We start from the raw sequence: 20521 nt of genomic DNA, 5'->3' as shown, positions 1-20521 counted from the left end.
TTAGTTACTCTTTTTCTGTGCCGGAGCCTGACCGTTGTTCTTGTCCTGCAACTGCGAAGGCACAAGCACGGTCGTGACGCGTTTGCCTTTTTCGCTGGAGGCCTGCATTTTCTGCTCTTTCACCAGATAGGTGATCTTGTCGCCTTTGATATTGCTGTCCAGCTGTTCCAGGTAAGCATTACCGGTCAGGATGACCAGATCCTTCGCCAGTTCATAGTGCATATGCGAGGCATGGCCTTTCACCGGCTTGCCGTTGTCCTGCATCTGGTAGAAGGTGGCCGGGTTGCCATAACCATCGATAATCTCTTTGCCCTGCTCGCCGCCCGGACGGGTAACGACCACTTTGTCGGCGTTGATTTTAATGGTGCCCTGGGTCATGACGACGTTGCCGGTAAAGGTGACGACGTTACCCTGCATATCCAGAGACTGGGTATCGGATTCAATATGAATCGGCTGTTCGGTGTCGCCAGTCACAGCAAGCGCGGGAAGACTGGCCGCCAGCAGCGCGCTGGCGATAACAACTTTAAGGCTGAGTTTGTTTGTTTTGAATTTCATAGGAGGTTCTAACCTTTTCAATCAGCTCGGCGTTTTTGCTGCGTAAGTTCCCGCGCATTCTTAAACCGCTGGAATTAAATGTTGTGCCATACAGGGTGACTAGATCCTGCGACGTGACATCCTGGGTGACCAGGTTGATCTGGGCGTTATCCGTCGTAATTTTTCGCAGTTGCGCGTCAGCGGTCAGGGCGTTGACTTCAACGTGACCATACAGGTAAAGCATACGGTCATTTGTCAGTTTTGCCCGGTCAGACTTGATAGACCACGTCGGCACTTTGTCCGTATCAAAGGTGGTCATGACCGGTTGGGTAAACCACGAGGTACCGTCATCTGAAAAATATTCTACATGCTGAGCAACGAGGCGATAGTTCAGCGCGCCTTCCGGGCTATAGACCACGGTGTCGCTGTGATCGCTTTTATAGGTCGGGTCGCTCGTGTTAACCACTTCCGCTTGCGTATCATCGCGGTCAGCGAGGTTGACGCCAATCAGTACCAGGGCGACAAGCGCAAGCAGAATGATAACCCAACGTCTGGTTTTACTCATATCGATTGCCCTTTCGCCTCATCAAGCTTGCCCTGCGACAGCAGAAGCAGATCGCAGACTTCACGGACGGCGCCGCGGCCACCGTGAATATGGGTAACGTAATCAGCACGCGGGATCAGCAGCGGGTGCGCGTCAGCCACGGCGATGCTCAGACCCACCTCCGCCATCACTGGCCAGTCGATCAAATCATCCCCGACGTATGCCACATTCTCTGGTGCAATGGCCAGTTTTCCCAGCAGATCCCGGAAAGCTACCATCTTATCAGACTGCCCCTGATAGAGATGGGTAATGCCCAGCGTTTCACACCGATCTTCTACCAGTTTAGCTTTCCGCCCGGTGATGATTGCAACTTCAATTCCGGACGTGAGCGCACAGCGGATACCGTAACCGTCGCGAACGTTAAAGGCTTTCAGCTCTTCGCCGTTATTGCCCATATAAATCAGACCGTCGGAGAGCACACCATCCACATCGAGGATCAGCAGGCGGATATTTTCCGCCTTTGCCATCATGTGGGCGCTCACCGGGCCATAACAGGTTGCAAGGGATGCACCCGCATTACTCATTGTCTTATCCTTCATTACACTACGCCAGCGCGCAGCAGATCATGCATATGTACCACACCCAGCAGTTGGTCGCCATCGGCAACCATCACTGAGGTAATATGACGGGACTGCATCAGGTTCAGCACATCTACCGCCAGCGTGCCCGGACGGACGCGGATCCCGCCTGGCGTCATCACATCAGCAATGCCCAGCGTTCGGACATCCACACCCATATCGAATACCCGGCGCAGGTCGCCGTCGGTGAAAATGCCCTGAATCTTCATCAGATCGTCGCAGATAACCGTCATGCCCAGGTTTTTACGGGTGATCTCCAGTAACGCGTCGCGCAAAGAGGCCTCTTTGCTCACGTGCGGGATCTCATCTCCGGTGTGCATAATATCGTTAACCCGCAGCAGCAGTTTGCGCCCGAGCGCGCCGCCGGGATGAGACAGGGCAAAATCTTCAGGCGTAAAACCGCGGGCTTCCAGCAGCGCAACGGCAAGGGCATCGCCCATCACCAGCGCGGCGGTTGTGCTGGAGGTCGGCGCCAGCCCCAGCGGACAGGCTTCTTTAGGCACTTTCACGCACAGGTGAATATCCGCCGCACGCGCCATGCTGCTTTCCGGTCGGCTGGTCATGCAAATCAGCGGTACGTGCAGACGCTTCAGTACCGGGATCAACGCCAGGATTTCATTCGATTCCCCGGAGTTGGACAGCGCAATAACCACGTCCTGCGGCGTAACCATGCCGAGGTCACCGTGCGCGGCTTCACCGGGATGAACGAAGAATGACGACGTGCCGGTACTGGCAAAGGTCGCCGCCATTTTGCGTCCGATATGGCCGGATTTGCCCATCCCCATCACCACGACTTTGCCGGCACAGTAGAACATCTTCTCACAGGCCAGACTAAAATCCTGATTAATGTACTGATCTAACTGCGCCAGACCTTCACGTTCAATCTCCAGAACGTCTTTGCCTGCTTTCTGAAAGTCAAAACCCGGCTGCAATTCTATTTGCGACATAATGCGTTTCCGTTTACCCAGAGAGAAGAGGCGAAAGCCAGTACAGCATCGCCAGCCATACGATAAATCCACCCGTCAGCAGCGCGCCTGCGCCTTTGCCGATCTGCTCTTTTCGCCGCCAGCAGAGCAGGGCGAAAATCACGCTGACCAGCAGCATCACACCGTAATCGCGCGTGAAAACCATAGGGTTAAACGGCCCCGGCGAGATTAGCGCCGGCAGCCCTGTCACGATTGCGATATTGAAAATATTCGAGCCGATGATATTGCCGATGGCGATATCATCTTCCCCTTTACGCGCCCCGGCGATGGCGGTGGCCAGCTCTGGCAGGCTGGTGCCGATGGCGATTACCGTCAGACCGATTGTCAGTTCGCTCATCGCAAACGCGTTCGCCAGCACCGTCGCGTTATCGACCACCATCCGCGTGGCCATTGGCATGATGATCAGCGCGACGCCCAGCCACAGCAGGGCGACGGGTAAGGTCCCTTCCCGGGGCAGCTCGGCGAGATGCTCACGCGTGAGGCTATCGTTACCCTGTTTTTCCGCCAGACGTGCGATCTTCACGCTGTAAAGCAACCAGATCACGGCCAGGGCGAGCAGGAATATACCGTCACCGACGCTCAGCACCCCGTCATAAAGTACGTAGCCTGCCAGCAGACTGACGACTAACATTAACGGCAATTCCCGGCGCAAAACATCAGAATGCACGCGAAATGGATGCAGTAATGCGGCTAAGCCTAAAATCAGTAAGATATTGACGATGTTAGAGCCAATCGCGGTGCCGATAGCGAGGTCGACCTGCCCATGCAGCGAGGCTGAAACAGAAACGATGATTTCAGGAAGCGATGTGCCTACACTGACCACCGTCATGCCGATAATGATGGGCGGCATGCCAATGAGTCGACAGAGAATGGATGCGGCAAAGACCAAACGGTCAGCACTGTAGACCACCAACAGTAAACCAATTATTAACAGTGCTGTTGCTAAAAGCATCAAAAGTCCTTTCTTCAGGTATACTCGCTGGTCCACTGCGCACGAATGTTGGCGCCAGATGAAGTCTGAGACGTAACGAATTCCTAATTTTGACTTTATGCGCCGGAAAAGTAAAACAAATGCCAGCTTTCGCTAACCCCAATAGTGAATATTCTGTAAAAATGCGGGGTTTAGGGCTGATTTACGCTTCATGCCAGCCGTGAAGCAAGGTAAGTAAGGAACCATAAATGAGCCAAACGATGGCGAATATAGTCGATGTCCGGGGCGTCAGTTTTTCTCGCGGCAACCGGTTAATATTTGATGATATTTCGCTGACCGTGCCGCGCGGTAAAATCACCGCCATCATGGGGCCGTCAGGGATCGGTAAAACCACGTTGCTGCGTCTTATCGGCGGGCAAATCCCCCCTGACAGCGGCGAAATTCTCTTCGACGGCGAAAATGTCCCGGCGATGTCTCGCTCGCGCCTCTACACGGTTCGCAAACGGATGAGCATGCTCTTTCAGTCGGGCGCGCTGTTCACGGATATGAACGTTTTTGACAACGTGGCCTATCCGTTGCGTGAGCACACCCATCTTCCTCCTGAGCTGTTGCACAGTACGGTGATGATGAAGCTTGAAGCCGTGGGGCTGCGGGGGGCTGCGAAACTCATGCCGTCCGAACTCTCGGGTGGGATGGCGCGCCGCGCCGCGCTGGCGCGTGCTATTGCCCTGGAACCCGATTTAATCATGTTCGATGAACCGTTCGTCGGGCAGGACCCCATCACCATGGGCGTGCTGGTGAAGTTAATTTCGGAGCTGAACAGCGCCCTTGGCGTCACCTGCGTGGTGGTTTCCCACGACGTGCCGGAAGTGCTGAGTATCGCTGATTACGCCTATATTGTGGCTGACAAAAAGATCGTCGCCCACGGCAGCGCGCAGGCGTTGCAGGAGAATGGCGATCCACGCGTGCGGCAGTTCCTGGACGGTATCGCAGATGGGCCGGTGCCTTTCCGCTATCCGGCGGGCGACTATCATGACGATTTACTCGGAATAGGGAGTTAAGCCACTCATGCTGTTAAATGCGTTGGCGGGTCTTGGACACCGTGGCCTAAAAACCATCAGTACGTTCGGGCGTGCCGGATTAATGTTGTTCAACGCGCTGGTCGGCAAACCGGAGTTCCGCAAGCATGCGCCGTTACTGGTACGGCAGCTTTATAACGTCGGCGTGCTGTCGATGCTTATCATCATCGTGTCGGGTCTGTTTATTGGCATGGTGCTGGGGTTGCAGGGGTATCTGGTGCTGACAACCTACAGCGCGGAAACCAGCCTTGGCATGCTGGTGGCGCTCTCGCTGCTGCGTGAACTCGGGCCGGTGGTTGCCGCGCTGCTGTTCGCCGGGCGTGCCGGGTCAGCGTTGACGGCGGAAATTGGCCTGATGCGCGCCACCGAGCAGCTCTCCAGTATGGAGATGATGGCAGTCGATCCGCTGCGCCGGGTAATCTCGCCGCGCTTCTGGGCCGGGGTTATCTCCTTGCCGTTACTGACTATCCTCTTTGTGGCGGTAGGTATCTGGGGAGGCGCGCTGGTTGGCGTTAACTGGAAAGGCATTGATGCCGGATTCTTCTGGTCTGCCATGCAGGACGCCATCGATCTGCGGATGGATCTGGTGAACTGTCTGATCAAGAGCGTGGTTTTCGCTGTGACGGTTACCTGGATTGCGTTGTTTAATGGTTACGATGCCATTCCGACGTCGGCGGGCATTAGCCGTGCAACGACGCGTACTGTCGTACATTCGTCGCTGGCCGTTTTAGGTCTGGATTTTGTGCTCACCGCACTGATGTTTGGGAATTGAGTTCATGCAAACGAGAAAAAATGAAATTTGGGTTGGCGTGTTTCTGCTTCTGGCGCTGCTGGCCGCGCTGTTCATCTGCCTGCGAGCGGCGGACATCACCTCTGTTCGCGCCGAGCCGACGTATCGTGTCTACGCGACTTTCGATAACATCGGCGGCCTGAAAGCGCGCTCACCGGTGCGTATTGGTGGCGTCGTTATCGGACGTGTCGCTGACATTACGCTTGATGAGAAAACCTATCTGCCGCGCGTCGCGATGGATATCGAAGAGCGCTATAACCACATTCCGGACACCAGCTCGCTTTCTATCCGCACCTCTGGCCTGCTGGGGGAGCAATATCTGGCCCTTAACGTTGGTTTTGAAGATCCTGAGCTGGGAACGACTATCCTTAAAGACGGTAGCGTAATCCAGGATACCAAGTCAGCGATGGTGCTGGAAGATATGATTGGTCAGTTCCTTTACAACAGTAAAGGGGATGATAAAAAGTCTGACGATGCCCCTGCGCAGAGTGAAGACCACACCAACGTCGAACCGACGCCAGGCGCGACGAATTAATTTCAGGAGAAGTCATTCATGTTTAAACGACTGTTAATGGTTGCCATGCTGGTCATTGCCCCTCTTACCGCGGCGCACGCTGCGGATCAGAGTAACCCGTACAAACTGATGGATGAGGCCGCGAAGAAAACCTTCGACCGTCTTAAAAACGAACAGCCAAAAATCCGTTCTAACCCTGATTATCTGCGTGATGTGGTGGATCAGGAACTGCTGCCGTATGTGCAGATCAAGTATGCGGGCGCACTGGTGCTGGGCCGTTACTACAAAGATGCGACCCCTGCACAGCGCGAGGCTTACTTTGCGGCGTTCCGTGAATACCTGAAACAGGCTTACGGCCAGGCGCTGGCGATGTACCACGGGCAGACCTATCAGATTGCCCCTGAACAGCCGCTGGGCGATGCCACTATCATTCCTATTCGCGTGACGATTATCGATCCAAACGGTCGTCCACCGGTTCGTCTGGACTTCCAGTGGCGTAAAAACAGCCAGACCGGAAACTGGCAGGCGTACGACATGATCGCTGAAGGCGTCAGCATGATCACCACTAAACAGAACGAGTGGAGCGATCTGCTGCGCACTAAAGGCATCGATGGCCTGACGGCTCAGCTTCAGTCCATCTCTCGTCAGAAAATTACCCTGGACGAGAAGAAGTAATGTCACAGCAGCTTAGCTGGGCGCGTGACGGCGAGACGTTGACGCTGACGGGAGAGCTGGATCAGGATCTGCTTAACCCGCTGTGGGACGCTCGCCATAACGCGATGCAGGGCGTGACGCTGATTGATCTCCATGGCGTTACGCGGGTAGATACCGCCGGTATCGCCCTGCTGGCGCACCTGGTGGCCACGGGCAAAAAGCAGGGGAGCAGCGTTACCCTGACGGGGGTAAGCGATAACGTGATTACCCTTGCACAGCTTTACAATTTGCCCGAAGACGTATTACCTCGCTAATTTTTTCAGTACGTTACTTCTGAAAGCCCCGACAGTTTACGCGTCGGGGCTTTTTGCTTGTTTAAGACCGCGCCACTTTGCTCTAAGATGTTGAGCTTGTTTTCACTATCAGATGATGTAGACCCCATGGAAAATAATGAAATCCAGACTGTGCTGATGAATGCACTCTCCCTTCAGGAAGCCCACGTCTCTGGCGATGGCAGTCACTTCCAGGTTATTGCTGTGGGTGAGATGTTCGACGGAATGAGTCGCGTGAAGAAACAGCAGGCTGTGTACGCGCCGCTGATGGAATACATTGCGGATAACCGCATCCACGCCCTGTCGATTAAAGCGTTCACCCCACAGGAGTGGGCACGCGATCGCAAACTAAACGGTTTTTGAGCTGAGGGCGAAACGCCCGCAGCACGGTTGAATTTATAAGAGAGCAAACGATGGATAAATTTCGTGTACAGGGACCCACGCGTCTCCAGGGCGAAGTCACAATTTCTGGCGCTAAAAACGCCGCGCTGCCCATTCTTTTCGCTGCGCTGCTCGCAGAAGAGCCGGTAGAGATCCAGAACGTACCGAAGCTGAAAGATATCGACACGACCATGAAGTTGCTCGGCCAGTTGGGCACCAAAGTGGAGCGTAACGGTTCCGTCTGGATCGATGCCAGCAACGTGAATAACTTCTCAGCGCCGTATGAGCTGGTGAAAACCATGCGTGCTTCCATCTGGGCGCTTGGTCCGCTGGTGGCGCGTTTCGGTCAGGGACAGGTTTCACTGCCGGGCGGATGCGCTATCGGCGCGCGTCCCGTTGACCTGCATATCTTCGGCCTGGAAAAACTCGGCGCGGAGATCAAGCTGGAAGAGGGTTACGTTAAAGCGTCCGTCAATGGTCGTCTGAAAGGCGCGCACATTGTCATGGACAAAGTGAGCGTGGGCGCAACGGTCACCATCATGTCGGCTGCTACGCTGGCAGAAGGCACTACCATCATCGAAAACGCCGCCCGTGAGCCGGAGATCGTGGATACCGCGAACTTCCTGGTCGCGCTGGGGGCGAAGATCAGCGGGCAGGGCACAGACCGTATCACCATCGAAGGCGTTGAACGTCTGGGTGGTGGTGTGTATCGCGTACTGCCAGATCGTATCGAAACCGGTACTTTCCTGGTGGCCGCGGCCATTTCTGGCGGTAAGATTGTCTGCCGTAACGCCCAGCCGGATACCCTGGATGCGGTGCTGGCGAAACTGCGCGATGCGGGTGCGGATATCGAAATCGGTGAAGACTGGATCAGCCTCGATATGCACGGGCAGCGTCCTAAAGCCGTTAACGTGCGTACTGCGCCACATCCGGCATTCCCGACGGATATGCAGGCACAGTTCACGCTGTTGAACCTGGTGGCCGAAGGCACAGGCTTCATCACGGAAACTATCTTCGAAAACCGTTTCATGCACGTACCGGAACTGATCCGTATGGGTGCGCATGCTGAGATTGAAAGCAACACGGTAATTTGCCACGGCGTTGAAAAACTGTCCGGTGCGCAGGTGATGGCGACCGATCTGCGCGCGTCTGCGAGCCTCGTATTGGCAGGTTGTATTGCGGAAGGGACTACCGTTGTCGATCGTATCTACCACATCGATCGTGGTTACGAGCGTATTGAGGACAAACTGCGCGCGCTGGGTGCAAATATCGAGCGTGTGAAGGGCGAGTAATCGTTCCGGCACCCCCCTGCCATAACAGGCCGGGGGATTGCTGTTCCTGTCAATCCTGGTGCATCAGTCCTGATGTGCTTTCTTCGTTTTGCCCTGGCGCATCATGCGCGTTCTGTCGATAAATTCATGGGTAATAGGATCGTGGTAGCGTGACGGCCATATCACCCACGGATGCGTATCCAGCGCTGTCGCGATAATCAGTTCCCCCTTCGGCCATGGGCGGGTCAGGGCGTTTGCCAGCGTCGACGAGCTTAGCCCATGACGACGTGATTCGGCAGCCAGCGATGTTCCTTTTTTACGCAGTGCCGCAATAATGTCAGCAGAATGCCAGTCGATGAATTTTGTATCCATAATGCTGTCCTTGTGTTCGTTATCGTCCACGTCGTTTCGTGTGAAAAGACAGCATTACTATACTCACTTCGAACATGTGTTCTAAAAAGTTCATGTTACGAGAAGCAATATTCAGAATAAGGCACGGCTTTATACATGCGGCCTGTAACCCGATGGGCTTACGCGGAAATGTAATTTATTGGTGTGTACTGGAATCTCCCTGCGTGGGCGCAGGGAGATGAGGAGGGGATTATCGGTCGCGCTGGACGGCGATGTGCGCGAGGCCGATTAGCGCATCACGCCATGGGCTGTCGGGAATGACCTGAATGGCGGCGATGGCTTTGTCCGCTTCTTCTTCAGCGCGCTGACGCGTCCATTCCAGGGAGCCGCAGATAGCCATTGTTTCCAGTACCGGTTCCAGAAGATGGCGTCCATTTCCCTGCTCGATAGCCTCCCGGATCATTTTCGCCTGCTCTGGTGTGCCATTGCGCATCGCGTGGAGCAGCGGCAGCGTTGGCTTGCCTTCGTTCAGGTCATCGCCGACGTTTTTACCGAGCGTTTCGCCATCCGCGCTGTAGTCAAGCAAATCATCAATCAGCTGGAACGCGGTGCCGAGGTAACGGCCATAGTCCTGAAGGCCCTTTTCCTGAGCTTCGCTACAGCCTGCCAGAATGCCGGAGCATTGCGCGGCGGCTTCGAACAGACGTGCGGTCTTGCTGTAAATCACCCGCATATAGTTTTCTTCGGTGATGTCCGGGTCGTTGACGTTCATCAGCTGTAGGACTTCACCTTCAGCGATAACGTTCACGGCTTCTGACATCACTTCCAGCACCTTCAGCGAGCCAAGGCTGGTCATCATCTGGAAGGCGCGGGTATAGATAAAATCGCCTACCAGAACGCTTGCCGCATTACCAAACGCGGCGTTGGCGGTGGCTTTACCACGACGCATGTCTGATTCATCCACAACATCGTCGTGAAGCAGGGTGGCGGTGTGGATAAATTCGATCAGCGCCGCGATCGTGACGTGGGCATTTCCCTGATAGCCAACCGCGCGTGCGGCCAGAATGGCAATCATCGGACGAATACGTTTACCGCCGCCGCTGACGATGTAATAGCCCAACTGATTGATCAGCTGAACGTCAGAGTTGAGTTGCTCCAGGATTGCTGCATTCACACCCGCCATATCTTGCGCGGTTAACTCATTGATTTTTTCTAAATTCATCGCAAAAGCCGGGCTTTTTATCCTGTTTATCCCACACGAGATGGGTACACAAAGGGTTTCGGTTTATAAATAGTATTGCTGATTGTACTGAAAAAACGGCTCAGATAAACGTTACCGTACGTGTTGTGTTTTTTTTCTTCATGTATTGATGGTAGCACTTGTCAAAGGCTCGCGTTTTGCGTAATATTCGCGCCCTATTGTGAATATTTATAGCGCACTCTGAATCATACGAGGATGTGCGCGGAAGCGGAGTTTATATGTACGCGGTTTTCCAAAGTGGTGGTAAACAACACCGAGTAAGCGAAGGTCAGACCGTTCGCCTGGAAAAGCTGGACATCGCAACTGGCGAATCTGTTGAGTTCGCTGAAGTTCTGATGATCGCAAACGGTGAAGAAGTCAAAATCGGCGTTCCTTTCGTTGATGGCGGCGTTATCAAAGCTGAAGTTGTTGCTCACGGTCGTGGCGAGAAAGTTAAAATCGTTAAGTTTCGTCGTCGTAAACACTATCGTAAGCAGCAGGGCCACCGTCAGTGGTTCACTGATGTGAAAATTACTGGCATCAGCGCCTAAGACCTGAGGAGAGATTTAAATGGCACATAAAAAGGCTGGCGGCTCCACACGTAACGGTCGCGATTCAGAAGCTAAACGCCTGGGCGTTAAGCGTTTCGGTGGCGAATCCGTTCTGGCGGGTAGCATCATCGTTCGTCAGCGTGGCACCAAGTTCCACGCGGGTACCAACGTAGGTTGCGGTCGTGACCACACTCTGTTTGCTAAAGCAGACGGTAAAGTGAAATTTGAAGTTAAAGGCCCGAACAACCGTAAATACATCAGCATCGTTGCTGAGTAAGGTTTTCTCGGTCCGGTAACGGATTAAAGCCCCGCAACGTGTTGCGGGGCTTTTTACATTGGAAACCCGGAAAATTTTCTGTAGGGAAAACGGGCATGAAGCAGCAGGCCGGCATTGGTATTCTTTTGGCGCTCACTACCGCAATGTGCTGGGGTGCGCTGCCAATTGCAATGAAGCAGGTACTGGAAGTCATGGAGCCACCGACGGTGGTGTTTTATCGCTTCCTGATGGCAAGCATAGGCCTGGGCGCCATTCTGGCCGTCAAAGGTAAGCTGCCACCGCTGCGCATCTTCCGAAAACCGCGTTGGCTGGTGTTACTGGCTATCGCGACGGGCGGTCTGTTCGGTAACTTCATTCTGTTCAGCTCTTCCCTGCAATATCTTAGCCCTACAGCGTCGCAGGTGATTGGTCAGCTTTCACCGGTCGGCATGATGGTCGCCAGCGTATTCATCCTCAAGGAGAAGATGCGCGGCACGCAGATCATCGGGGCAAGCATGCTGCTTTGCGGGCTGGTGATGTTCTTTAATACCAGCCTGATTGAGATTTTTACCCGCCTGACGGATTACACCTGGGGTGTCATTTTTGGGGTGGGTGCAGCAACGGTCTGGGTGAGTTATGGCGTCGCGCAAAAGGTGTTATTGCGCCGTCTTGCCTCACAGCAGATCCTCTTTTTGCTGTACACTTTGTGTACACTGGCATTATTGCCTTTAGCGAAGCCGGGTGTAATTACCCAGCTCAGCGACTGGCAACTGGCGTGCCTCATTTTTTGTGGGCTGAATACGCTGGTCGGTTATGGCGCTCTGGCTGAAGCCATGGCGCGCTGGCAGGCAGCACAGGTGAGCGCCTTAATCACGCTTACCCCGCTGTTTACGCTGTTATTTTCAGATTTGTTATCAATGGCCTGGCCCGATGTCTTCGTCAAGCCGATGCTCAACCTGTTGGGTTATCTCGGTGCGTTTGTCGTGGTTGCGGGCGCGATGTATTCCGCCATTGGTCATCGTCTTTGGGGGCGTTGGCGCAAAAATGAAGCGGTTGTAATAGTCCCCCGCTCAGGCGAATGAGTTACGGAGAGTAAAATGAAGTTTGTTGATGAAGCGACGATTCTGGTCGTGGCAGGTGATGGCGGTAACGGTTGTGTAAGCTTCCGCCGTGAAAAATATATTCCTCGTGGCGGTCCTGACGGCGGTGACGGTGGGGACGGTGGCGACGTGTGGCTGGAGGCGGATGAAAACCTCAACACGCTGATCGACTACCGTTTCGAAAAATCTTTCCGCGCCGAGCGTGGCCAGAACGGCCAGAGCCGCGACTGTACCGGTAAACGCGGTAAAGACGTGACGATCAAAGTGCCGGTGGGTACGCGTGTCATCGATCAGGGCACGGGCGAAACCATGGGTGATATGACCAAACACGGTCAGCGCCTGATGGTGGCGAAAGGCGGCTGGCATGGTCTGGGTAACAGCCGTTTCAAATCTTCCGTTAACCGTACCCCGCGTCAGAAAACCATGGGTACCCCGGGTGATAAGCGCGACCTGCAACTGGAACTGATGCTGCTGGCGGATGTGGGGATGCTGGGTATGCCAAACGCCGGTAAATCGACGTTTATCCGTGCGGTCTCTGCGGCGAAACCCAAAGTAGCGGATTATCCGTTTACGACGCTGGTGCCGAGCCTGGGCGTTGTCCGTATGGATAACGAGAAGAGCTTTGTGGTCGCTGACATCCCGGGTCTGATTGAAGGGGCAGCAGAAGGCGCCGGTCTGGGTATTCGCTTCCTGAAGCACCTTGAGCGTTGTCGCGTACTGTTGCACCTCATCGACATCGATCCAATCGACGGTTCCGATCCGGTTGAAAACGCCCGTATTATTATCGGCGAGCTGGAGAAATACAGTGAAAAACTGGCGCAAAAACCGCGCTGGCTGGTATTTAACAAGATCGACCTGATGAATAAAGCGGAAGCTGAAGCGAAAGCTAAAGCGATTGCCGACGCGATGGGTTGGGAAGATAAGTACTATCTGATCTCTGCCGCCAGCCAGGTTGGCGTGAAAGATCTCTGCTGGGATGTGATGACCTTTATCATCGAGAATCCGGTCGTTCAGGCAGAAGAGGCGAAACAGCCTGAAAAAGTCGAATTCATGTGGGATGACTACCACCGCCAGCAGCTCGAAGAGCTGGAAGCGGAAGAAGATGATGAAGACTGGGACGATGACTGGGATGAAGACGACGAAGAAGGCGTCGAGTTCATCTACAAGCACTAACCCCTGTATAAAGCCCCTTAACGGGGCTTTTTTTTATCCTATTTTCGCCGGTAACCAACAGCTGGCGATGAGGCCGCCCTCAGCGCCGTTCTCCAGCGTTAAATGGCCATGATGGAGCTGTACGATACGCTGTACGATGCTCAGCCCAAGGCCGCTGCCGCCGTAGCGCTGATCGAGACGTCGGAAAGGTTCGGTGATCGACTGGCGGTGCGCCTCATCAATACCCGGCCCCTGATCGGTAACGCTCACCCGGGTACCGCCCTCCGTCGCTGTTAATGCCACTTCAATGGTTGTGCCTGCCGGGCTGTAGCGGGCGGCATTCTCCAGAAGGTTCCTTAGCATCAGACGTAACAGGACGGCGTCCCCCTGAACCGTCAGCACGCTGTGGGCCGGCCATATTACCGTATGCTCTTTGGCTTCATGCTCCAGGCTGAGCGGAGCAATGATCGTCTCTGTCCAGTTCACGGTATCGTAATGGCCGCTGGCCATCGCCTGCCCGGCACGCGCCAGCATCAGCAGCTGTTCCACCGTGTGCATCAACTGATCGATACGGCTTATCAGTGGCGTGGCCTGCGGGGAACCGGACTGAGCCATCAGTTCCAGATGGAGCCTGATCCCCGCAAGCGGCGTACGTAACTCGTGTGCCGCATCGGCGGTAAACAGGCGTTCCTGTTGAATAGTGTGGTCCAGCCGGGCGAGGAGTTGATTGAGCGACGTGGTCACAGCGCCTATCTCTTCCATATCGGAATACATCGGCAGGGGAGTCAGATTATCCGCCGAACGGTTCGCAAGGCTGGCGCGAAGTTTGTTGAGTGGTCGGGTGATCCAGGTGACTGCCCAGAATGAGAAGAGCAAGGTAAAACCGACCATCACCAGAGAAGGGACCAGCAGGGAGGCAATGGCTTCGCGGATCTCTTTTTCGACATGGTTGTTGCGCGCTTTGGCGGACAATGTTTCGTTCACCAGAAAACCGATTTGCTCGCGGCTCTCATGCCACAGCCAGACTACGCTAATGAGTTGAAAAAATAGCAGAATAACCGCCAGCAACACCATTAATCGCCGGCGCATACTGTTCATTTCTGGCTCTCCAGACGGTAACCCACGCCGCGTACGGTTTTGATGCGATCTTTACCGAGCTTGCGCCGCAGATTATGAATGTGAACTTCAAGCGTGTTTGATCCTGGATCGTCCTGCCAGGAGTAGATGTCCTGTTGCAGCGTTTCACGGTGCACGGTCTGCCCGCTGCGCATGATCAGGCGCGTCAGCAGAGCGAACTCTTTTGGCGTCACTTCCACAGGCTGAGACTGGCGCAGCACCTGCTGAGTTTGCAGATTGAGGGTGATATCTCCGTCCGTCAGCAGGTTGTCGCTGTGGCCCTGATAGCGGCGGATCAACGCCCGTACGCGAGCCTGTAGCTCGGCAAGGGCGAAGGGTTTTACCAGATAATCGTCAGCGCCAGAATCCAGCCCGTTAATTCTGTCTTCAATGGCATCGCGGGCGGTGAGAATCAAGACGGGATTCTCAACCCCGCGACGACGCCACTGGCAGAGCAGCGTCGCGCCGTCTTTATCCGGCAGCCCTAAATCCAGGATCACGAGGCTGTATTCACCGCTCTGGATCAGGGCATCTGCTTCAGCGGCCGTGGTGGCACAATCCAGGGCGTAGCCTTCATTCCCCAGCGCCAGCGCTAACCCTTCCTGCAATAACAGATCGTCTTCAACTATCAGTAGTTTCATCGCTAGTTATTCTGGTAGATGTCCTTATAGAGCCTGCTTTCGAAACGCACCAGTGGAATACGGCGATTGCGCTGGTCAGCCGGTTCGACGGCATAGCCGGAAAGATACTGCACAAATGCCATGCGTTGTCCGCTGGCGGTCGTGATAAAACCGGCAAGGTTGTAAACGCCTTGCAGGGAACCCGTTTTGGCTGACACTTTGCCATCCACGCCCGCAGCGTGAAGGCCCGCGCGGTACTGAAGAGAGCCGTCGTGTCCGGCAAGCGGCAGCATCGTAATAAAGTTTAGCTCAGCGTCATGCTGAGCAATGTATTGCAACACCTGCATCATGGTGGCCGGCGAGATCAGGTTATGACGCGATAAACCGGAACCATCAACGGCGATGGTGTTGCCCAGATCGATACCCGCCTGCTGGCGCAGGATCTGACGTACGGCATCAGAACCGGCCCGCCAGGTGCCCGGCACACCAAATCGCGCGTGCCCAATCATGCGGAACACCGTGTCGGCAATCATGTTATCCGACTTTTTCAGCATAATCTTAAGCAAATCATGCAGTGGCGCGGACTGTTTGCTGGCGATCACCGTGCCTGGCTCATTCACCTGCGTCTGGCGCAGCAGCGTTCCGGTGTAGGTTATGCCCGCCTGCTTCAGTTCATCTTTAAAAATGGCACCGGCATAGCCCGCGCCATCCTGAATGGCGAAGGCCAGCGGGAGGGGATCGGACCGCTGGGTCAGGCAGCCGGTGAGCGTATAGCGATTGAGATCGCCCGGTACCACGTCCAGCTCGCAATACTGCGCCTCCGGGGAGCCTTTCGCCAGCGTCCGCACCTGGCTGAACATCGTGACCGGGTAGTATGAGGCCACGCGGATAAAAGCTAAGTCATTTGGTTTTGGCGCGCTGTAAAGCGATACGGAGAAGCAGTTACGGTCAACGATGGCGGCGGCTGGCGGGGCGCTAAAGCACTGCGTCATGTCGTTCCACGGCCAGCCAGGCGCTTTATCGTGGCTGGCGAAAATGGAGGTGTCGATCAGCACGTTGCCATCAATTTTTGTTACGCCGGATTTTTTCAGTACCGCCACCATATTGCGGACATCCTGGCGCTTAAAGGTGGGATCGCCACCAAAACGGGCGATAAGATCGCCTTTCAGTTCGCCACCCTCAACGTTACCTCTGGTTTCAAGGGTGGTAGTAAAACGGAAGTCAGGCCCGAGCTGGAGCAGGGCGGCGAGGGCAGTGATCACCTTCTGGGTACTGGCAGGCAGCGCCATCTGTTGACTGTGATAGTCAATCTCGGGAGCCTGCGCGCCAACCTTCTGCACCATCAGGGCAAGGTTCGCGCCGGCGGGCAGTTGATTAATGTACTCATCAACATTCGCGGCCTGAACGGTGAACGTTATACTGGTAGTCAATCCGATGATAAAACTGGAAAATCGCATAATCTCGCGCTAACAACCCGAAAACAAACCGTCATACTACGGTGCATGGCACTGTAAAGTAAACGATGACCCATAGTGAACTTCGCGGTAAAATGCGTATCAAATTGAAAAATTGCTGCTGACCTGGGGCGTTGCTCCCGGGTCGGTTTTCTTTTTGCTTCTGGCCTGTTCAGGTGGGCTGGAGCAGGGAACACTGCTCCCAACAGGAATGTTTAAGAGGTATAACAAATGCAAGCTATTCCGATGACCTTACGTGGTGCCGAAAAACTGCGCGAAGAGCTGGATTTTCTCAAATCCGTGCGTCGCCCTGAAATCATCGCCGCTATCGCGGAAGCGCGTGAGCATGGCGACCTGAAAGAGAATGCTGAATACCACGCGGCGCGTGAGCAGCAGGGTTTCTGTGAGGGGCGCATTAAAGATATCGAGGCGAAACTGTCTAACGCGCAGGTTATCGATATCACCAAAATGCCAAATAATGGCCGTGTGATCTTCGGCTCTACCGTCAGCGTCCTGAATCTGGACAACGACGAAGAGCAGACCTATCGCATCGTGGGTGATGATGAAGCGGACTTCAAACAGAACCTGATTTCGGTGAACTCGCCGATTGCTCGTGGCCTGATTGGCAAAGAGCAGGACGATGTGGTCACCATCCGCACCCCTGGTGGTGAAGTGGAATACGAAATTATTAAGGTTGAATACCTGTAATTCGCTTCTCTACTAAGATGTTGATACATTGTAAAGAAAAGAAAAAGGCCGCATAGCGGCCTTTTATCAACTCAAGGAGCATGGCATTTTGCTCGCCTGCTGAAAGAAATCCCTCGTTTCACACAGAAAATGTGTTCGATTCAGGATATCCTTAACGTGGCAGCGAGATTTTGCGCTCTTTTGATGGGCGATAGAGCACCAGCGTTTTACCGATGACCTGTACATTACAGGCGCCGGTTTCGCGCACGATGGCTTCCACGATCAGGTTTTTAGTGTCTCTGTCTTCAGAGGCGATTTTCACCTTGATCAGCTCGTGGTGTTCCAGCGCTTGTTCAATCTCGGCAAGCACCCCTTCGGTCAAACCATTGTTGCCAAGCATCACTACAGGCTTGAGCGGATGTGCCAGACCTTTAAGGTGCTGTTTTTGTTTAGTACTCAGATTCATCGTATATTTTTGCTTACGTTGGGATTGAAAACGGTTCATTCTACCGCCATCTCCCTAATATCGCCAAATAGCTGCGTAGAAATTTACGTCACAGGCAAGCAACGATGAACCAGGACGGAAATGTTAAATGACAGGTAAAAAGCGTTCTGCCAGCTCCAGCCGCTGGCTTCAGGAACACTTTAGCGATAAATATGTTCAACAGGCGCAGAAAAAGGGGTTGCGTTCCCGCGCCTGGTTTAAACTTGATGAAATACAGCAAAGTGACAAACTTTTTAAACCGGGAATGACGGTGGTCGACCTCGGTGCGGCACCTGGCGGATGGTCCCAGTATGCGGTTACGCAGATCGGCGGAACGGGCCGAATCATCGCATGCGATCTTTTACCAATGGATCCCATCGTCGGTGTCGACTTCCTTCAGGGCGACTTTCGTGATGAATTAGTGCTTAAAGCACTACTTGATCGTGTAGGTGACAGTAAGGTCCAGGTTGTCATGTCGGATATGGCGCCAAATATGTGTGGAACACCGGCGGTGGATATCCCCCGCGCCATGTATCTGGTGGAACTAGCGTTAGAAATGTGTCGTGATGTACTAGCGCCTGGTGGTAGTTTTGTTGTGAAGGTGTTTCAGGGCGAAGGTTTCGAGGAGTATCTTAAGGAAATTCGCTCCCTGTTTGCGAAGGTCAAAGTTCGTAAGCCGGACTCTTCCCGGGCCCGTTCCCGTGAAGTGTATATTGTAGCGACCGGGCGAAAATGATAACCGGTAGATTTCAGGCGAAAGTTTGAATGAAACTGGATATAGAGTATCCTGACGCTGTTTTTAACACAGTTGTAATATGAGGTTAATCCCTTGAGTGACATGGCGAAAAACCTAATACTCTGGCTGGTCATTGCCGTTGTGCTGATGTCAGTATTCCAGAGCTTTGGGCCCAGCGAGTCGAATGGCCGCAAGGTGGATTATTCTACCTTCCTGCAAGAGGTCAATCAGGACCAGGTTCGCGAAGCGCGTATCAACGGACGTGAGATCAACGTTACCAAGAAAGATAGTAACCGTTACACGACTTACATCCCGGTGAACGATCCTAAGCTGCTTGATAACCTTCTGACCAAAAACGTCAAAGTGGTAGGCGAGCCGCCGGAAGAACCAAGCCTGCTGGCTTCTATCTTCATTTCCTGGTTCCCGATGTTGCTTCTTATCGGCGTCTGGATCTTCTTTATGCGCCAGATGCAGGGCGGTGGTGGCAAAGGTGCCATGTCGTTCGGTAAGAGCAAGGCGCGTATGCTGACGGAAGACCAGATCAAGACCACGTTTGCTGACGTAGCAGGTTGTGACGAAGCAAAAGAAGAGGTGGGTGAACTGGTTGAATACCTGCGCGAGCCGAGCCGTTTCCAAAAACTGGGCGGTAAGATCCCGAAAGGCGTCCTGATGGTCGGCCCTCCGGGTACCGGTAAAACCCTGCTGGCAAAAGCCATCGCGGGTGAAGCGAAGGTGCCGTTCTTTACTATTTCAGGTTCTGACTTCGTTGAAATGTTCGTGGGTGTCGGTGCATCTCGTGTGCGTGACATGTTCGAGCAGGCTAAGAAGGCAGCACCGTGCATCATCTTCATCGATGAAATCGACGCCGTAGGCCGCCAGCGTGGCGCAGGCCTGGGTGGTGGTCACGATGAACGTGAGCAGACGCTGAACCAGATGCTGGTTGAGATGGACGGCTTCGAAGGTAACGAAGGTATCATCGTTATCGCGGCAACTAACCGTCCGGACGTACTCGACCCTGCGCTGCTGCGTCCAGGCCGTTTTGACCGTCAGGTTGTGGTCGGTCTGCCGGATGTTCGCGGTCGTGAACAGATTCTGAAAGTGCATATGCGACGCGTACCGCTGGCGCCAGATATCGACGCGGCAATCATTGCGCGTGGTACTCCAGGCTTCTCCGGTGCGGATCTGGCTAACCTGGTCAACGAAGCAGCACTGTTTGCCGCTCGCGGTAACAAGCGCGTGGTGTCCATGGTGGAATTCGAGAAAGCGAAAGACAAAATCATGATGGGGGCGGAACGTCGCTCCATGGTGATGACGGAAGCGCAGAAAGAGTCCACGGCATATCACGAAGCGGGCCACGCGATTATCGGTCGTCTGGTGCCGGAACACGATCCCGTACACAAGGTGACGATTATTCCGCGCGGTCGTGCGCTGGGTGTGACCTTCTTCCTGCCTGAAGGCGACGCGATCAGCGCCAGCCGTCAGAAGCTGGAAAGCCAGATTTCAACCCTGTACGGCGGTCGTCTGGCTGAAGAGATTATCTACGGTGCGGAACATGTTTCCACCGGTGCGTCGAACGATATTAAAGTGGCGACAAACCTGGCGCGTAACATGGTGACTCAGTGGGGCTTCTCCGACAAACTCGGTCCGCTGCTGTATGCAGAGGAAGAGGGCGAAGTATTCCTGGGCCGCTCTGTGGCAAAAGCGAAACATATGTCCGATGAAACGGCACGTATCATCGACCAGGAAGTGAAAGCGCTGATTGAACGTAACTACGCTCGCGCCCGTCAGATCCTGAACGACAATATGGACATCCTGCATTCGATGAAAGATGCGCTCATGAAATATGAGACCATCGATGCACCGCAGATTGACGACCTGATGGCGCGCCGCGAAGTGCGTCCGCCGGCAGGCTGGGAAGACCCAGGCGCGTCTAACAATTCTGACAACAATGGCACCCCGCGTGCGCCGCGTCCGGTCGATGAACCGCGTACGCCAAACCCGGGCAACACCATGTCAGAGCAGTTGGGCGACAAGTAAGTCACTGCTGTTGAAGCGTTTGTCTGTATCTCAAACCCTGGAGCTTGCTCCGGGGTTTTTCTTATCTGTTTAACCACATTAAT

Annotated in this window: 25 protein-coding genes; 14 read left to right on the top strand and 11 right to left on the bottom strand. The window is 54.3% G+C overall.

The window, feature by feature from the left end:
• From lptA to SK50_RS21990, 5 genes are read right to left on the bottom strand one after another with little or no spacing between them, the layout of a single operon-like run.
• A complete protein-coding gene (lptA, locus tag SK50_RS22010; RefSeq protein WP_006812136.1) occupies positions 1–555 on the bottom strand; it encodes a lipopolysaccharide ABC transporter substrate-binding protein LptA in 555 nt (184 codons plus the stop codon).
• Positions 524–1099, bottom strand: a complete 576-nt coding sequence (lptC, locus tag SK50_RS22005) for an LPS export ABC transporter periplasmic protein LptC (RefSeq protein WP_015571983.1) — start codon at positions 1097–1099, stop codon at positions 524–526. The genes lptA and lptC overlap by 32 nt, the downstream gene beginning before the upstream one ends.
• Positions 1096–1662 carry a 3-deoxy-manno-octulosonate-8-phosphatase KdsC gene (kdsC, locus tag SK50_RS22000; protein WP_017693909.1) on the bottom strand — a complete coding sequence of 189 codons (567 nt, stop codon included), beginning with the start codon at positions 1660–1662 and terminating at the stop codon, positions 1096–1098. The genes lptC and kdsC overlap by 4 nt, the downstream gene beginning before the upstream one ends.
• A gap of 14 nt (positions 1663–1676) precedes the next feature.
• Positions 1677–2663, bottom strand: coding sequence for an arabinose-5-phosphate isomerase KdsD (gene kdsD / locus SK50_RS21995; RefSeq protein ID WP_003861853.1), 987 nt, complete (start codon positions 2661–2663; stop codon positions 1677–1679).
• 13 nt (positions 2664–2676) lie between these two features.
• On the bottom strand, positions 2677–3654 hold the full coding sequence (locus tag SK50_RS21990; RefSeq protein WP_003861852.1) for a calcium/sodium antiporter: 978 nt from the start codon (positions 3652–3654) through the stop codon (positions 2677–2679).
• 227 nt (positions 3655–3881) lie between these two features.
• Here SK50_RS21990 and mlaF point away from each other — a divergent pair, with 227 nt between their 5' ends.
• The 7 genes from mlaF to murA all read left to right on the top strand — a co-directional run bounded on the left by mlaF (position 3882) and on the right by murA (position 8675).
• Positions 3882–4694 (top strand): phospholipid ABC transporter ATP-binding protein MlaF, encoded by an 813-nt coding sequence (gene mlaF, locus SK50_RS21985; protein WP_017382730.1) that lies wholly within the window; start codon positions 3882–3884, stop codon positions 4692–4694.
• Between the two features lie 7 nt (positions 4695–4701).
• A complete protein-coding gene (gene mlaE, locus SK50_RS21980) occupies positions 4702–5484 on the top strand; it encodes a lipid asymmetry maintenance ABC transporter permease subunit MlaE (protein WP_003861848.1) in 783 nt (260 codons plus the stop codon).
• 4 nt (positions 5485–5488) lie between these two features.
• Positions 5489–6037 (top strand): outer membrane lipid asymmetry maintenance protein MlaD, encoded by a 549-nt coding sequence (gene mlaD, locus SK50_RS21975; protein WP_006812131.1) that lies wholly within the window; start codon positions 5489–5491, stop codon positions 6035–6037.
• Between the two features lie 18 nt (positions 6038–6055).
• A complete protein-coding gene (gene mlaC / locus SK50_RS21970; RefSeq protein WP_006812130.1) occupies positions 6056–6691 on the top strand; it encodes a phospholipid-binding protein MlaC in 636 nt (211 codons plus the stop codon).
• Positions 6691–6984 (top strand): lipid asymmetry maintenance protein MlaB, encoded by a 294-nt coding sequence (gene mlaB, locus SK50_RS21965; RefSeq protein ID WP_003861843.1) that lies wholly within the window; start codon positions 6691–6693, stop codon positions 6982–6984. Before mlaC ends, mlaB begins: the two co-directional genes overlap by 1 nt.
• A gap of 126 nt (positions 6985–7110) precedes the next feature.
• Positions 7111–7365: a BolA family iron metabolism protein IbaG gene (gene ibaG / locus SK50_RS21960; protein ID WP_003861840.1), complete on the top strand. Its 255-nt coding sequence runs from the start codon at positions 7111–7113 to the stop codon at positions 7363–7365.
• 50 nt (positions 7366–7415) lie between these two features.
• Positions 7416–8675 carry a UDP-N-acetylglucosamine 1-carboxyvinyltransferase gene (murA, locus tag SK50_RS21955; protein ID WP_006812128.1) on the top strand — a complete coding sequence of 420 codons (1260 nt, stop codon included), beginning with the start codon at positions 7416–7418 and terminating at the stop codon, positions 8673–8675.
• 63 nt (positions 8676–8738) lie between these two features.
• Here murA and sfsB read toward each other — a convergent pair whose 3' ends face one another.
• Complete coding sequence (gene sfsB / locus SK50_RS21950) at positions 8739–9026, bottom strand: DNA-binding transcriptional regulator SfsB (protein WP_020480545.1); 288 nt, start codon at positions 9024–9026, stop codon at positions 8739–8741.
• A 229-nt stretch (positions 9027–9255) separates the two neighbouring features.
• Entirely contained in the window at positions 9256–10227 is a 972-nt protein-coding gene (ispB, locus tag SK50_RS21945; protein WP_006812126.1) for an octaprenyl diphosphate synthase, read from the bottom strand.
• Positions 10228–10484: 257 nt separating this feature from the next.
• Here ispB and rplU point away from each other — a divergent pair, with 257 nt between their 5' ends.
• The 4 genes from rplU (at position 10485) to cgtA (ending at position 13325) form a co-directional block, all read left to right on the top strand.
• Positions 10485–10796, top strand: coding sequence for a 50S ribosomal protein L21 (gene rplU, locus SK50_RS21940; RefSeq protein WP_003025032.1), 312 nt, complete (start codon positions 10485–10487; stop codon positions 10794–10796).
• A gap of 19 nt (positions 10797–10815) precedes the next feature.
• The gene (gene rpmA, locus SK50_RS21935) at positions 10816–11073 is read left to right on the top strand and encodes a 50S ribosomal protein L27 (RefSeq protein WP_003861831.1); all 258 of its coding nucleotides are present in this window, start codon (positions 10816–10818) and stop codon (positions 11071–11073) included.
• Positions 11074–11168: 95 nt separating this feature from the next.
• Entirely contained in the window at positions 11169–12134 is a 966-nt protein-coding gene (locus tag SK50_RS21930) for a DMT family transporter (RefSeq protein ID WP_003861826.1), read from the top strand.
• Between the two features lie 15 nt (positions 12135–12149).
• Complete coding sequence (gene cgtA, locus SK50_RS21925; protein WP_017693912.1) at positions 12150–13325, top strand: Obg family GTPase CgtA; 1176 nt, start codon at positions 12150–12152, stop codon at positions 13323–13325.
• A 33-nt stretch (positions 13326–13358) separates the two neighbouring features.
• On the opposite strand, the gene pmrB is transcribed toward cgtA, so the two are convergent.
• Genes pmrB through dacB form a run of 3 tightly spaced genes read right to left on the bottom strand, consistent with a single transcriptional unit; the run spans position 13359 to position 16497 of the window.
• Positions 13359–14402 carry a two-component system sensor histidine kinase PmrB gene (gene pmrB, locus SK50_RS21920; RefSeq protein WP_017693913.1) on the bottom strand — a complete coding sequence of 348 codons (1044 nt, stop codon included), beginning with the start codon at positions 14400–14402 and terminating at the stop codon, positions 13359–13361.
• Positions 14399–15061 (bottom strand): two-component system response regulator PmrA, encoded by a 663-nt coding sequence (gene pmrA / locus SK50_RS21915; protein WP_015571977.1) that lies wholly within the window; start codon positions 15059–15061, stop codon positions 14399–14401. The genes pmrB and pmrA overlap by 4 nt, the downstream gene beginning before the upstream one ends.
• 2 nt (positions 15062–15063) lie before the next feature.
• Positions 15064–16497, bottom strand: coding sequence for a serine-type D-Ala-D-Ala carboxypeptidase (gene dacB, locus SK50_RS21910; RefSeq protein ID WP_015571976.1), 1434 nt, complete (start codon positions 16495–16497; stop codon positions 15064–15066).
• Between the two features lie 228 nt (positions 16498–16725).
• On the opposite strand from dacB, the gene greA reads away from it, so the two are divergent.
• Positions 16726–17202, top strand: a complete 477-nt coding sequence (gene greA / locus SK50_RS21905) for a transcription elongation factor GreA (RefSeq protein WP_006812122.1) — start codon at positions 16726–16728, stop codon at positions 17200–17202.
• A gap of 151 nt (positions 17203–17353) precedes the next feature.
• Here greA and yhbY read toward each other — a convergent pair whose 3' ends face one another.
• Positions 17354–17647 carry a ribosome assembly RNA-binding protein YhbY gene (gene yhbY / locus SK50_RS21900; protein WP_003861814.1) on the bottom strand — a complete coding sequence of 98 codons (294 nt, stop codon included), beginning with the start codon at positions 17645–17647 and terminating at the stop codon, positions 17354–17356.
• A gap of 127 nt (positions 17648–17774) precedes the next feature.
• Between yhbY and rlmE the strand changes: the two genes are divergently transcribed.
• Together rlmE and ftsH are read left to right on the top strand one after the other, a co-directional pair.
• The gene (gene rlmE / locus SK50_RS21895; RefSeq protein WP_003861812.1) at positions 17775–18401 is read left to right on the top strand and encodes a 23S rRNA (uridine(2552)-2'-O)-methyltransferase RlmE; all 627 of its coding nucleotides are present in this window, start codon (positions 17775–17777) and stop codon (positions 18399–18401) included.
• Positions 18402–18503: 102 nt separating this feature from the next.
• A complete protein-coding gene (gene ftsH / locus SK50_RS21890) occupies positions 18504–20438 on the top strand; it encodes an ATP-dependent zinc metalloprotease FtsH (RefSeq protein WP_003861810.1) in 1935 nt (644 codons plus the stop codon).
• Positions 20439–20521: the final 83 nt, after the last annotated feature.

The organism is Enterobacter sp. BWH64 (assembly GCF_001037645.1).
Classification (GTDB): domain Bacteria; phylum Pseudomonadota; class Gammaproteobacteria; order Enterobacterales; family Enterobacteriaceae; genus Enterobacter; species Enterobacter hormaechei_C.
The sequence above is the reverse complement of the archived record's forward strand: the minus strand, read 5'-3'. Positions and strand labels throughout refer to the sequence as shown.